The organism is Streptomyces sp. NPDC052042 (genome assembly GCF_044548345.1).
Lineage (GTDB): Bacteria > Actinomycetota > Actinomycetes > Streptomycetales > Streptomycetaceae > Streptomyces.
Map to the genome: position 1 here is coordinate 45,285 of NZ_JBIUBU010000021.1, position 13,620 is coordinate 58,904.

10 protein-coding genes and 1 pseudogene are annotated in these 13,620 nt (G+C 68.1%); 6 read left to right on the top strand and 5 right to left on the bottom strand.

Features of this window, described 5'->3' with window-relative positions:
• Positions 1-180 precede the first annotated feature (180 nt).
• Complete coding sequence (locus ACIHCL_RS28030; protein WP_399866051.1) at positions 181-1,812, top strand: BBE domain-containing protein; 1,632 nt, start codon at positions 181-183, stop codon at positions 1,810-1,812.
• Between the two features lie 207 nt (positions 1,813-2,019).
• Here ACIHCL_RS28030 and ACIHCL_RS28035 read toward each other — a convergent pair whose 3' ends face one another.
• Positions 2,020-2,445 carry an Hsp70 family protein gene (locus tag ACIHCL_RS28035; protein WP_399866053.1) on the bottom strand — a complete coding sequence of 142 codons (426 nt, stop codon included), beginning with the start codon at positions 2,443-2,445 and terminating at the stop codon, positions 2,020-2,022.
• A 7-nt stretch (positions 2,446-2,452) separates the two neighbouring features.
• Positions 2,453-2,674: pseudogene (locus tag ACIHCL_RS28040) on the bottom strand (hypothetical protein); the annotation flags it as partial.
• Between the two features lie 217 nt (positions 2,675-2,891).
• On the opposite strand from ACIHCL_RS28040, the gene ACIHCL_RS28045 reads away from it, so the two are divergent.
• Together ACIHCL_RS28045 and ACIHCL_RS28050 are read left to right on the top strand one after the other, a co-directional pair.
• Positions 2,892-3,308, top strand: coding sequence for a hypothetical protein (locus ACIHCL_RS28045; protein ID WP_399866055.1), 417 nt, complete (start codon positions 2,892-2,894; stop codon positions 3,306-3,308).
• A 5-nt stretch (positions 3,309-3,313) separates the two neighbouring features.
• Positions 3,314-6,370 carry a transporter substrate-binding domain-containing protein gene (locus ACIHCL_RS28050; RefSeq protein ID WP_399866056.1) on the top strand — a complete coding sequence of 1,019 codons (3,057 nt, stop codon included), beginning with the start codon at positions 3,314-3,316 and terminating at the stop codon, positions 6,368-6,370.
• Between the two features lie 85 nt (positions 6,371-6,455).
• Here ACIHCL_RS28050 and ACIHCL_RS28055 read toward each other — a convergent pair whose 3' ends face one another.
• Positions 6,456-6,956, bottom strand: coding sequence for a hypothetical protein (locus ACIHCL_RS28055; protein WP_399866058.1), 501 nt, complete (start codon positions 6,954-6,956; stop codon positions 6,456-6,458).
• Between the two features lie 752 nt (positions 6,957-7,708).
• On the opposite strand from ACIHCL_RS28055, the gene ACIHCL_RS28060 reads away from it, so the two are divergent.
• Positions 7,709-8,362 (top strand): cutinase family protein, encoded by a 654-nt coding sequence (locus ACIHCL_RS28060; RefSeq protein ID WP_399866061.1) that lies wholly within the window; start codon positions 7,709-7,711, stop codon positions 8,360-8,362.
• Positions 8,363-8,695: 333 nt separating this feature from the next.
• Here the strand turns inward: ACIHCL_RS28060 and ACIHCL_RS28065 are convergent, their stop codons facing one another.
• On the bottom strand, positions 8,696-9,910 hold the full coding sequence (locus ACIHCL_RS28065; protein ID WP_399866064.1) for a beta-ketoacyl-[acyl-carrier-protein] synthase family protein: 1,215 nt from the start codon (positions 9,908-9,910) through the stop codon (positions 8,696-8,698).
• 235 nt (positions 9,911-10,145) lie between these two features.
• Entirely contained in the window at positions 10,146-10,784 is a 639-nt protein-coding gene (locus tag ACIHCL_RS28070; protein ID WP_399866066.1) for a TetR/AcrR family transcriptional regulator, read from the bottom strand.
• A 180-nt stretch (positions 10,785-10,964) separates the two neighbouring features.
• Between ACIHCL_RS28070 and ACIHCL_RS28075 the strand changes: the two genes are divergently transcribed.
• Entirely contained in the window at positions 10,965-12,446 is a 1,482-nt protein-coding gene (locus tag ACIHCL_RS28075) for an APC family permease (protein ID WP_399866069.1), read from the top strand.
• Positions 12,446-13,546 (top strand): alcohol dehydrogenase catalytic domain-containing protein, encoded by a 1,101-nt coding sequence (locus ACIHCL_RS28080; RefSeq protein ID WP_399866071.1) that lies wholly within the window; start codon positions 12,446-12,448, stop codon positions 13,544-13,546. The genes ACIHCL_RS28075 and ACIHCL_RS28080 overlap by 1 nt, the downstream gene beginning before the upstream one ends.
• The last annotated feature ends 74 nt before the right edge of the window (positions 13,547-13,620 follow it).

Sequence of the window (13,620 nt, forward strand, 5' to 3'; positions counted from 1 at the left end):
GCCAGGCATCGAAAATCGGCCGCTGATCTACGTTCCACAGGGCTCCAACCCGTGGGCGGCTAGATCCGGACAGGATTTGGAATTCCTTGATGTGTCAATCCATAAAGGAGTCCACTTATCCCGTCTCCTGCTAGCGTACGACTCGTCAGGTTGTCAGAATCGAGAAAGCGGGCAGTTGGCATGGGGGAAAAACGGGCCGGTCCCGGATATCCGGACAGCGCCGCAGAGACCACCAGAACATCCACCGGTCCAGCCGAGGCGGACTTACCCGACGGAAGCATCGTCCAGGGCGATGCGCGGTACGACACGCTCCGTCAGGGGTTCAACCAGCGCTTCAGCAGCAATCCGAAGTACATCCAGCTGATCGAGAACGAGAACGACGCCACGGCTCAGCTGAACCGCCTGCTCGCGGATGGCCGGCGGCCGACCGTCCGGAGCGGCGGGCACTGCTACGAGGGTTTCGTCGACAACTCCGGAGGCGTCATCCTCGACCTCAGCACGATGAGCGGGGTGTACAAAGGCGCGGACGTGTTCGGCAAGCCGACGTACGTCGTCGAGGGCGGCGCGACCAACTGGGACATCTACACCACCCTGTTCCGCAAGTACGGACGCGTCGTGCCGGGGGGCTCGTGCTACTCCGTCGGCGCGGGCGGCCACATCTGCGGTGGCGGATACGGGCTACTGTCCAGGAAGCACGGCCTGACGGTCGACCACCTCGTTCAGGTCGACGTCGTAACCGTACGCAACGGCGCGGAAGCCGAAGTGACGAAAGCCCACAAGAACGACAAGGATCCGCACAAGCAGGACCTCTTCTGGGCCCACACCGGGGGCGGCGGCGGGAACTTCGGGATCGTCCTGCGTTACCACTTCGCACAACTCCCTGAGCCGCCGCAGAACGTCTGGCTCAGCAGCATCGCCTGGCCATGGAAGGACCTTCCTGAAAAAGATTTCAAGAAGCTGCTGGAGAATTTCGGCCAATTCTTTGCCACCGAGGGCACCAAGGAGAAATACTGGGACCTGTTCTCACTCCTTCACCTCACCCATCATTCGAATGGGAACATCACCCTGGTGAGCCAGTGGGGCCAGGACGACAACAGGCCCCTTCTCGATTTCATCGAAAAAATCGAGGATGGCATGGGTACCCCGTCGACCCACCAGCTCTACACGGCCGCCGACCATCACCTGCCCTATCCGGAAAAGCACCGGAAGATGCCGTGGTTCCAAGCCACCATGGCGCTCAACAGCTCCGGGCCGAACCAGCGAGGGAAGTACAAGTCCGCCTACCACCGCAAGCCTTTCACCACCGATCAGATCAGCGCCCTCTGGAAATGGCTGAAGCAGGACGTGCAAGGCGCGCACGGCAAGAGCCTCGACCTTACCCAGACCCTGGTGCAGATCGACTCGTACGGTGGCAAGATCAACACGCGCAAGCCTGAAGAGACGGCCGTCCCGCAACGCGACTCGATCATGAAGCTCCAGTACCAGACCTACTGGACAGACGAAGCCAATGACCAGCACCACCTCACCTACTTGCGCGAGCTGTACACCGACGTCTACGCGGCAACCGGCGGTGTCCCGGAGATCAACTCCCGTTCAGGCAGGGCAGACGACCGACTCAACGACACAACGACCGACGGGGCGTACGTCAACTATCCCGACACCGACCTCGGCACGGCCGACCACAAGGCCGCGCCCGCCTACACCCGCCTCTACTACGGTCAGAACTACGAGCGCCTCCAGAAGGTCAAGAAGTACTGGGACCCGAAGAACCATTTCCACCACGCACAGTCGATCCTCCTGCCCCGGCACTGATCAGCCGGAGGCCTCGGACGCGGCCTGGTAGGACCTGTGAGCGGCCGGTACCGCTGGAACCTGCCGAGGTCCGGGGGTCCTCCTGTGGCTTCGTTGCTTCGTCGAAGTGCGCGACCCCGCGCTCGCGGGCGACGGCGACGGTGCGCCAGGTGATCTCGATGGTCTGGTCGAGCAGGCCGGAGGTCAGTCCCTCCAGCAGCCGGCCGGTCAGCTCGACCTCGGTGACCAGTCCCTGGTGCATGACGCGGACGGTGTAGTGCTCGCGGAAGGAGAGTGCCTTCTTCGCCTCCTCGGCGTCCGGCGCAGCCGGGTCTCCGAGTGTTGGTCCGTCAACGGATCGTCGGCATCGGGGAACTGGGCGCGGAAGGCTTCCACCAGGTGCATCACGATGCGGTCGTCGAAGTCGGACCCGCCGAGCTCCTTGGTGCCGTCGGTGCACAGAACCTTCAAGTCCATGCCGCGCAGGGTCACGGTGGTGTCGAAGGTGCCGCCGCCCAGGTCTCGGACGAGCACGGTCCGGTCGCCCCCCGCAGCGGCGTCCAGCGCCCCGTGGCCGAGCGCGGCGGCGACGGGCTCGGCGACGACGTCCAGCACGCGCGAGGCCGGCGATCTCCCCGGCCTTGCGCGTGGCATCCCGCTCCGCGAGCCCGAAGCAGGCAGGCACGGTGATCACCACGTCCCCGACCTCCGCGCCGCCGCTGACCCGGAACGTCGCCGGCGGGCAGGCGGTCGGCGGCGGGGGCTCGGGGGTGTGGTCGGCGGGCACGGTGTCCTCGGCATTCTCCGGCCCGAGGGCCGGGTCAGCCGTCGTCCGGCTCGCACACGGAACTACGCACGGGCCGCAGCCACCGTGACAAAGCACCCCTTGACCACCGTCTGACGACCACCACAGACAGGTGTCCGATTTCGCCTCCTGCAGGCAGGACGCTTATGGCTGCGGCCGTGATCCGCCGGACAGCGCTTGGCCAGCAAGGGTTTTCCACTACTGTCGGAAGCGCTTCTACGAGGCAGCGGAAGGCCAGGGTTTCGACCGTGGGCTGAAATGGTTCGGCATGCGTCTTGACTGTAGGGGAGCGCGGATGAGTGTGACAGTTGCGTTGGCGGGGGCAGGAACGGCAGATGAGCTGCGTTCCCTGTATGAGTGGCTGTTTACTGAGGAGGAGTTACGGGGCCGGGTGCGGCTGGTGCAGTCGCCGCCACCACCCGGTGCTCTCGGCTCGGTCCCGGAAATGCTGACGGTCGCGTTGGCTCCGGGTGGAGTGTCGGCGGTGCTGGCCAGCGCTGCCATCGCTTGGATGCGACACCGCACAGGTGAGGTGGTGTGCAAGCTGACCAGGCCGGACGGGACGAGCGTGGAGGTCTCGGCTCAGCGGGTACGCGGTTCGGACGTGGCAGAGGTGCGGGAGTTGGTCGCCGAGCTGACCCAGATGTTGAACGACGGCTCCGGAACCGTCGAGGACGGCTCGGCCGGCCCGGCTGTATCGTCCGGGCAGTAATGCGGATGACCAGGTTGGGTGCATCCGGGACTCGGGTTCTGCTGATCGGCACCGGCACCCACGGCGCGGCCTCCGGTCTGCCGCCGGTTCCGGCGGTGATGGGGACTCTGGCCGACCTGGGGCAGGTGCTGGTCGAGCGGTGTGGGCTGGCTGAGGAGAACCTGCGCGTGATACGCGACCCGGCGAACCCGACCGAGCTGGGGATCGCGATCGCGCAGGAGGCCGAGCGCGCCGAGGATGTGCTGTGGGTCTATTACGTGGGGCACGGCCTGGTCAACCCCGCTGGTGAGCTCTATCTGGCCACGGTTGCCACCGACTCGCGCCCGGGCTGGGTGGCCTACACCGCGCTGGCCTACACAGCGGTCCGCGGCTCCCTGTTGCAGACTGCGGCTCGCTCGATCGTTGTCGTGCTCGACTGCTGCTTCTCCGGGCGGGCGGTGGGTGTCCTGGGCAGCGCCGAGGAGCAGGAGGTAGACCTTGCCCGCGTTCACGGCGGCTACGTCCTGGCCGCGGCAGCACGGGACGAGCTGGCGTTGGCCACGCCCGGCGCCCCTCATACCGCCTTCACCGGTGAACTGATCCGTCTGCTCACCGAGGGCGATCCGGAAGGCCCCCAGCAGTTGACGTTACGTCAGGCGTATCGCTACCTGGACCGGACGTTGCCCGCACGGGGGTTCCCCCGTCCCCGCCACCGCGCCAGCGAGTGGATCGACGACCTTGTGCTGTGCCCGAACCCGGCCTACCGGCCGCCTCCCTTGTCGCCCGAACTGCCCGTGCCGGCACCGGCCCCGGATGACGGGGTACCGCATACCTGTCCCTACCCGGGTCTGGCCGCGTTCGGCCCCGGCCAGGTGCAGTGGTTCTTCGGCCGGGAGCGATTGATCGTCGAGCTGGCCGAGAAGTTGGCCGGGCGCATGGACGCTACCGATCCGTTGGTTCTGGTGGGCCCCTCCGGGTCCGGTAAATCCTCCTTGCTGGGCGCGGGCCTGCTCTCTGCTCTGGGCAGGGGCGCGTTGCCGATGCCCGGGTCCAGGACATGGCCGCACCTGCTGCTCACCCCGACCGAGCACCCGTTGACCGAACTGGCCACCCGTCTGGCACGGCTGACCGGCGGGCCGTGGAGGTCTTTGCGCGAGGAACTGGAGGGTGATCCGCGCCGACTCGCCGCCGCCGTCCGTGAGATGCTGCGGGCTCGGGCGGGCCGAACAGCGATCACCGGATCGCGGCTGGTGCTGGTGGTCGACCAGTTCGAAGAGACCTTCACCCAGTGCGCCGACGAGCATGAGCGCCGTGCGTTCATCCGCGCCCTGTGTGCCGCCGCCAGCGGCGACGGTGAACCGCCCGCGCTGGTGATCCTGAGCCTGCGCTCGGACTTCCGTGACCACTGCGCCGCCTTCCCCGAGCTGCGGCCCGCTTTGCACAACACCCCTGTCTTCATCGGGCCGATGACCGCCCCCGAACTCCATGAGGCCATCGCACAGCCCGCCCAGCTCACCGGACTGACCCTGCAACCGGGGCTGGTCGAGGTCCTGCTACGCGATCTCGGCGCTGACCGCACAGCACAGGGCCACGACCCGGAGGCGCTGCCACTGCTCTCCCACGCCCTGCGCGCCACCTGGCAACGCCGCGAGGACCGCACGCTGACCGTGGCCGGATACGTGGCCGCAGGTGGTGTCCGGAACGCGATCGATATCACCGCCGAGACGGTCTACAACGAGTTCGACCCCACCGAACAGCGGACAGTCCAGTCGCTGATGCTGCGCCTGGTCCACGTCGGAGAAGGCACCCAGGACACCCGCCGCCGGGCCGGTCGTACCCGTCTGCTGCACGACCTGCCCCATCCGGACATCGCGGCCACAGTCCTGGAAGCCCTGGTACGCGCCCGGCTGGTCGCTGTCGAAACAGAGACCGTCGAGATCGCCCACGAGGCATTGCTCCATGCCTGGCCGCGATTACGCAAGTGGATCGATGACGACCGGGCCGGGCTGAACATCCACCAACAGCTCGCTGAGGACACCGACACCTGGGACCGGAAAGGCAGGAATCCCGCCCAGTTGTATCGCGGGTCCCGCCTCAGTCTGGCCCGCGAATGGGCGACCGACCCCGCCCGGCACACCCGTCCCACCCCTCTGCAACGTGAATTCTTGGACGCCAGCGCCCAAGTCGTCCGTCGGCGGCGAAGGCAACTGGGACTTCCCGCGGCCGCCATGTGCTTCCTGCTACTGCTGACCGGAGTCACCTGGGTCGTGCACGACCTCCGAAACCGTGACACCTCTGTGCGCAACGAGGCGGCGGAGCAGAAAAGAACCCAGATCGCGGCGGAGCATCGCAGAACCCTGGCCATCGGGGTCAGCGGAGACCAGCCAGGGGTGAGCGAGCTTGTCTCCGCCAAAGAGAAGTCCGCCGTAGGCCTCCAGGGATTCGAGGTGGATCTTGCCCGATTCATCGCGACGGACCTCGGCTTCGACGCCAAGAGGGTCAGATTCGTCCCCTTGTCCCCGTCCACCCGGGTAATCTCCCTGCAACGTGGCGAAGTGGACCTCGTCCTTTCCGGCTACGCCATTACTTCCAGGCGGAAGACCGAGGTGGACATCGCCGGTCCGTACTACATAAGCGGACAGAGTTTCCTGCTGCGCCGCGACAGCAAAGCCACCGGTCCGGAGGATTTCTACGGCCGGCGCACCTGCGTGGTGGAGCGTTCCACCGTCCAGCAGAAGTTGCACGAACGGTTCCCGAACATCGACATCGTGATGCGCGAAAGCAACAGGCAATGTGTGCGCGATCTGCTCGACGGCAACGTGGACGCGGTGGCCTCGTCCGACTTCCTCCTCGCCGGGTTCGCCAAGCAGCACCGGGCAGAACTGCGCATGATCAACGCCCCTCTCGGCGCGCCCGAGGAATACGGGGTCGCGATGCGCCGTGGCGAGGACGCGCTCCGGCGTGCCGTGTGCACGTCGATACAACGCTACGTCAGCAGCGGTGCCTGGCAACGCTCTTACAACAAGCATCTGGCGTCCCCGGGGCTCCTTTCGCCCGAACCGGCCACCTGCCGCGCCGAATGACCTTGAAGAGGTTGCTGTGCGCTTCCCGAAACGGCACGCACGAAGCCGCCCCGTGACCGGGGCGGCTCGTTTGCAGTGCGTCAGTTCAGCACGGGCGGAGCGAATAGATGGGATCCCACGTCGCGGTCCCCGCCTGGTAGGCCTTGGAGGTCCATCGGACGCTGCCGTCCTGGTTGAAGAACTTCGCGACCGTCCCGGGAGTCTGGTTGTTCACGAATGGGCCGTCGCCGGTCCAGTTGTTCACGGTCCAGGTCTGGCATTTGTAGAAGTCGAACTTCGTGCCGCGGACGAGCATGCACAGGTGCCCGTAGGCACAGTCCAGGGCGAGCTTGGCGCTCTTGCCGGCACCCCGTGCCGACTGGGGTACGCGGGTGACGGTAAGGCCGTCATATTCGATCCGGTCGGCCGAGAGCTGCCGGCCCCGGGGGTGCTCGGCGAGGACGGTGTCGACCTGCTGTTGCAGGTCGGCCGCCCGTGTGGTGGTCGGCTCGGACGGTTGAGGAGCCGCGGTGGACGTCGCGACCGTCGTACAGGTGAGCAGGGCAGTGATCGCGAGCAGCGTGGCAACCCGCTTCCTGTTCTTCATGATTCCTCCACCCTTGTTCCGTGGGGACCTGATGTCCGTTCAGGATCTTCGTCCACACAGACCCGAAGCCGAAAGGCACCTTCTTGCCGGGCGCTGGCTTCCTGTTGGCGAGCCCACGGACCGCCCCGTTCTTCACCGCGCTTCCCTCGGTCACCACGCCGTTCGGCTGTTTGCATGGTTTCCGATCGCGAGTTCGGTCCTGCGGGGTTGGAGGGCGCCTTCCGCGTGTCAGTGAAGGGTCATGGAGGGGTCGGCCTGCGCGGGAGTGTGGCTTGATCCGCCCACTGTCCACGGCGAAACAGCCATGAGACACTTCCCGTCACCAGTGGGTCACCTGACCCGCCGCCGGGACACAGCCCGACAGAAAGGCGACCTGGACCGCTCCGGTTCGAATAGAGGCTCGATGGCATCCGCGGCGGATGCCCGCGCGCAGTCGTTCCGGCTCGACTCGGTGAACGCGGCGGCTTGCGGAGGTTCCGGATGCCACGCCGAGCGACCTTCTACGGTTCCCACGAGGCTGTTGTCACGGCGCGTCATGTCAACGACGAGCCCTACCCGGTCGAGCTCCTGGCCGTGAGCGACACGATGACCTGGAGCGTCGACCAGGCCGACGGCGCAGTCGCCCTGTCGGTCGAGCCCTGTGGGCTTCATCGGGATGTCATCGACCGCCGCAACCGTCGTCGGCTGCCCGCGGCCGACCGCGTACCCCAACGGAGTTACGGGCACGTAGGCCCACTACACAGGAGGATTGAATGCGAGCAAGGAAGACTGCGGCTGGGTTGGCCGGGCTTCTGCTGACAGTCGGGCTCTCGGTGGCGCAGGAGTCCTCAGCACAAGCAGCAGCTTCGTGCGAGGGCACCTACACGATCGTTGTCGGTGGCACGGGCAGTTCGTGGGACAAGGACGGCTTCTACGGCAACATCCAACAGCACGTTGGGTACCCCACCCAGATTCCCAACGGTGCGAGCGCCCGGGCGGGTGTCAACGAGCTGAACCGGCTGGTCCGCAACCAACGTGCCGCGTGCCCGGGCCAGCACGTCAAGATGGGCGGCTACTCCTTGGGGGCCGCGGTGGTACACATCTGGGTCACCGAGAACTGGCAGACCTTCGACAACGTCAACGCCATTCTCATCGCGGACCCCAAGCGCCAGGGCCCTCCCGGTGCCAACGGCGGAGCAGTGCCGTTCGGCGGCATCGTCGGGCCTCCGCTCGCCGGCGCCGACAGGTTCTTCGGCAACGTGCCGGTCAAGTCGATCTGCCACTGGGACTACGTCTGTGACGAGTCCGCCGGCGTGTGGACCTACCCGAACAATCACGTCAAGAACTATCCCGAAGACTTCAACATGGATCATCACAACGACAGCGCAAACGAACAGTGGTACAACGGCACCTGGTATGCCTGGTGATCACAGAGGATTCGTGATGGATGCGCAGCACGCCGAAGTATCCGCGCTCGATATAGGGCCGGTGTTGCCGACGTCACGCCCGGACCACCCGCTCCTGGTACGAGGTCGTTGCGGTCGCGCGACATCACCGAGGCCCGGGTCGGCTCGGCCCGGGCGGCGGAGATCCGCAGACGGAGGCGGCGCCCTCCACGGGTGATGCGGGCTGCTGCGCGCAGCAGCCGGTAGCGGAGCTCTTCGGCTGAGCAGTTGGCCAACTCGCCTTCCGACAGCAGGGTTTGTCGCGGCGACGGGCGTCCGCGCACCCCGGGGGCGCCGACCCGTGGGCCGGGGCCGTCATGCGGTGAGGACGAGACTGACGTTGTGTCCGCCGAAGCCGAACGAGTTGGCCAGCGCGGCGGACCACCGGCCGGTGCGCGGCTCGCCGCGCACCAGGTCCAGCTCCACGCGCGGGTCGGGTTCGTCGAGGTTGAGCGTGGCCGGCACCGTACCGTCCCTGAGCGCGAGCAGCGCGGCCATGGCGCCGATCGTTCCGGACGCGCCCATCATGTGACCGGTCATCGACTTCGTCGCCGTCACCGCGGCGTGGCCGCCGATCACCCGGGCGATCGCCTCGGCCTCCGCAAGATCGCCGGACTCCGTCGAGGTGGCGTGGGCGTGGACGATGCCGATGTCCGCCGGGGCCAGACCGGCGTCGCGCAGTGCCAGCTCCATGGCGAGGACCTGGCCGTCCGTGTCGGAGGCCGTGATGTGGTCCGCGCTCGAACTCACGGCACTGCCGGCCAGCGCCCCGTAACCGCGTGCGCCACGAGCCCGGGCGAACTCGGCCCGCTCCAGCACCATCATCCCGACGCCCTCGCCCATGACGAACCCGGACCGCCCGACGTCGAACGGACGGGACACCGCCTCCGGGTCCGCGGACCGCGTCGACAGGGCCTTCATCTGGGCGAACGCCGCGATGGTGAACGGGTGCAGGCACGCCTCCACGCCGCCCGCGACGACCACGTCCGCCCGCCCGCTCCGGATCAGGTCCTGCCCGAGGGCAAGGGCCTCCGCCCCGGAGGCACAGGCGCTCACCACCGTCCGGGCGCCGCCCTTCGCCCCCAGGTCCATGCTCACCCAGGCGGCAGGCCCGTTGGGCATCAGCATGGGCACCGCGAAAGGCGACAGCCGACGGGCCCCGGCGCGCTCGAAGACGTCGTCCTGCCCCAGCGTGGTGAGGACGCCACCGGTCCCCGTACCGACGACGACGGCGAGCCGCTCCGGCTCGACCTGCGGAGCCCCGGCATCCCGCCAGGCCTCCCGCGCGGTGAGCAGGGCGATCTGCTCACCGCGGTCCAGCTTCCTGGCCTCGGTCCTCGGAAGCAGCGAGGCGGGATCCACCGTGAGTCCGGCCGCGACGTGCACGGGCAGATCCGTGGCCCATTCCTCCGTCAGACGTCGCACCCCCGACGTGCCGTCCAGCAGCCCCGCCCACAACGACGGCGCGTCGTCCCCCAGCGGTGTCATCGCACCGACGCCGGTCACCAGCGCACGACCTTCACGGGTCACACGAGCCTCCTCGAATTGTGCAGGTGCTACACAACACCCGACTCACTCCACGAGGATCATCCCAGTGCCTGGAAGGGAAATCAGGAGCACAGCCAACCGATTCGCCAGCAGGAGTTTGTATCCTCTCCATAACTTCCGTGGCAGGAGTCACGGCGTTGCCACAGCCGACGGCGGACGCGCGAAGGCCTCGGGGGCCACTCCTCGACGGGAGCGCGGCAGTGACACAGCAGACGCGTCAGGGCAGCCGCAGACCGCCGGCCGGCAGGCCCAGCTCCGCCTCCGCGAGCGTGCGGGCGAGGTCGGCGAGGGGCGCCGTGCGCTGGTCCGCGCTGGTGTTGATGTACGCACTGACCCCGTCGACAACAGCGAGGATGCGCACGGCGGCCGCCCACGGATCCTCGCAGCAAAACGCCTGCTCCTTCACGCCTCGCGTGATGATCTGCTCGATGCGGTGGCACCAGCGCAGCTCCTGGCTGACGACCTGGCCGTGGAGCGCGGGGCGGTAGCGGGACAGGTGCCGCGCGTTGAGCCAGAGCTTGCTGATGTTGTCGAACTCGGCGCCCGAGATCAGGGTGAAGAAGCGCTGGAGGGCGCCCAGGGGCCCGCCGCCCTCGGGCTCGGCCGCCGCCTCGGGCAGCAGGCCGTCCAGCTCCGCCGTGGTGGCCCTGGCGAACGCCTCGGCCACCAGTTCCTCGACCACTGGAAAGTAGTGGTGGATGAGTCCGGACTGGACTCCGAGACCGTCGGCGATCCGCTGCCGGGTGACGCACTCCAGGCCCTCTTCAAGCCCGACCCGCGCGGCCGTCGCCACGATCTCGCGACGGCGCTCGGCCGCCGATTTGCGCACTTGCCTCCCAGCACCCCTTGACGTCATGACGATGATGCTATTGGCTGTGCAGCCAAATGACAATTGGCTCTACAGCCAATACATGGTCGCCGCCCGAACGGCTGCCGTGGCACCAGCCTCGTAGCTGGTAGGAACGGCAGGCCGACGGCCGACCCCCACCCTCTGGGCGCCGCCGGACGCGCGCCCTAGCAATGCCAGGAGAAGAACGTGGACCAGAGCCGCGCCGATGCCGGTGACCTGGCTGAATACGGCTACGAACAGGAACTCAAGCGCGCCCTCTCCCCGTGGGCCGTGTTCGCTCTCGGATTCGCGACGATCTCCCCGGTCGTCGGCATCTACGCCGTCGTCCAGCTCGGGTTCGTCTTCGCCGGACCCACATGGATCTGGGCCGTCGTCGTCGCCTTCCTGGGGCAGTTGCTGGTCGCCACGGTCTACGCCGAGCTCTCCTCGCAGTTCCCGATCACCGGCGGTGTCTACCAGTGGGTCCGCCGACTGGGCGGGCCGCGGCTGGGCTGGCTGGTGGGCTGGATCTATCTCGCCTCGGCCATCGCCTCCCTGACCACCGTGGCCTACCTCGGTTCCAGCTGGCTGCACATGCTGTTCAGCGACTCGGCGCTGTCACCGGCGACCCATGTGCTGCTCGGGGTGGTCTTCATCGCCGTGGCCCTGGGCATCAATCTGCTCGGCGTCAACCCGGTCAAGCACTTCCTCAACGCGGGCATCGTCGCCGAGGGCGTCGCTTCCATCGCCATCAGCGTGTTCCTGCTGCTCTTCGCACGCCACAACGGCTTCAGCATCCTGTTCGACACCCTGGGCGCGGAGTCCGCCTCGGGCGGGTCCGTCGTGGCCGGGTTCGTGACCTGTCTGGCCGTGGCCGGCTGGGCCTTCCTGGGATTCGACGCGACCACGCAGGTCGCCGAGGAGACCGAGCAGCCGCGGCGCAGCGTGCCCCGGGCGCTGCTGCGCTCCTACGTGTTCGTGGCGTTCACGGTGCTGCTGACCTCGATCGCGGTGACGTTCTCGCTGCGCCGCCCCGAGGACGCCGTCTCCGGGAAGACCGCGGACCCCGTCTTCGACGCCGTGACGCAGAGCCTGGGCGGCTGGAGCGAGAAGCCGTTCATCGTCGTCGTCCTGGTCGCGTTCTTCGCCTGCGCCATCTCGATCCAGACCTACATCGGGCGGGCCGTCTACGCCTTCGCGCGGGACCGGCAGCTGCCCTGCTCCGCCCAGCTCGCCAAGGTCGGAGAGCGCCAGATCCCCTGGGTCTCGCTCACCGCCACAGCCGTCCTCGCGGGCCTCGGTCTGCTGCTCGGGCTCAACGGCAACGCGGCGGCCACACTGATCTCCTTCGGGTCCGGCGGCTTCTACTTCATCTTCCTGACGGTCGCCCTCGTCGCGCTCTACGCACGCCTCCGCGGCCGCTGGAATCCGGCGTCGGGCGAGTTCCGCCTGGGCCGGGCCGGTCTGGTGATCAACGTCCTGGCCGTGGTGTGGCTGCTGTTCGAGGCGGTCAACATCGCCTGGCCCCGCGCCGAACTCGCCCCGCCGTCGGGCAGCTGGATCCAGGTCTGGGCCGTGGTCCTGGTCTTCTCCGCACTGCTCGTCGTCGGCCTGGCCTACGTCGCCTTCGCCAAACCCCACACCCGGCTCTCCCCCACCCCGTCGTCCGAAGAAATCAAGGCTCTCTGATGTCCGCGCGCCTCTCCCCCGCCGTCGCCTACGACCCCGTCGCGGGACTGCACACCCGCGAGATCTCCCACCGGCCCGCTGGACCGGGCGAGGTCGAGATCGATGTCCGCGCCGCCGGGGTGTGCCACTCCGATCTGCACATCCTGACCGGCGACTGGCCCAGCGACCGCCCGCTCGTGCTGGGCCACGAGGCCGCCGGGGTCGTCACGAACGTGGGCGAAGGCGTCAGCGCGGTGAAGGCGGGCGACCACGTCGTCCTCTCCTGGTTCGCGCCCTGCCGCCGCTGCCGCAAGTGTCTGGCCGGCATGGCCTGGCTGTGCACCGGCACCCAGGCCGTGGCGAACACCCTGCCCGACGGCACGACCCCCATCACCGATGCCCGGGGCGAGGAGGTCTGGCCCTACCTGGGCCTCGGCTCGTTCACGAGCCGGGTCGTCGTTCCCGAATCGGCCGCGGTCAAGGTCCCCGACGCGCTGCCGTTCGGCATCGGGGCCCTCCTGGGCTGCTCCATCTCCACCGGCATCGGCGCGGTCATGAACACTGCCGGCGTGCGGCCCGGCGAATCCGCGATCGTCGTCGGCGCCGGCGGGGTGGGCCTGTCCGTGGTGATGGGCCTGCGTCTGGTGGGGGCCGACCCCATCATCGCCGTCGACCTCTCGCCCGAGCGCCTGGCCGCCGCCGAACGCTTCGGAGCGACCCACACGCTCGACGCCGCCACGACCGACGTGGCCGCCTGGTGCCAGGAGGAACTCGGCGGGGCCGACTACGCCTTCGAGGCCATCGGCAGCCCCAAGGTCATCGAGACCCTCCCGGGCATGCTCACCTCCGGCGGGGCGGCCGTCCTGGTCGGCATGGCCCCCGTCGACGCGACGGGGGCGTTCAACCTCTTCGACCTCGCCGACCAGGGAAAGCGCATCCTCGGATGCAACTACGGCTCCAGCGTCGGCGCGATCGACATCCCGAAGCTGGCCCGCCTCTACCTGGCCGGCCGGCTGCCGCTGGACGAGCTGATCGGCAACGTCCGCCCGCTCGACGAGGCGGCCGCCGCATTCGAGGACCTGAAGTCCGCCGTCGGCGCCCGGACCATACTCGAACCGTAGGATTCCGCGAAACTCGAACCGTAGGACCCGCGACACCGGCCTCGCACCACACCTGGACGCGCGGTCGGCGCGGA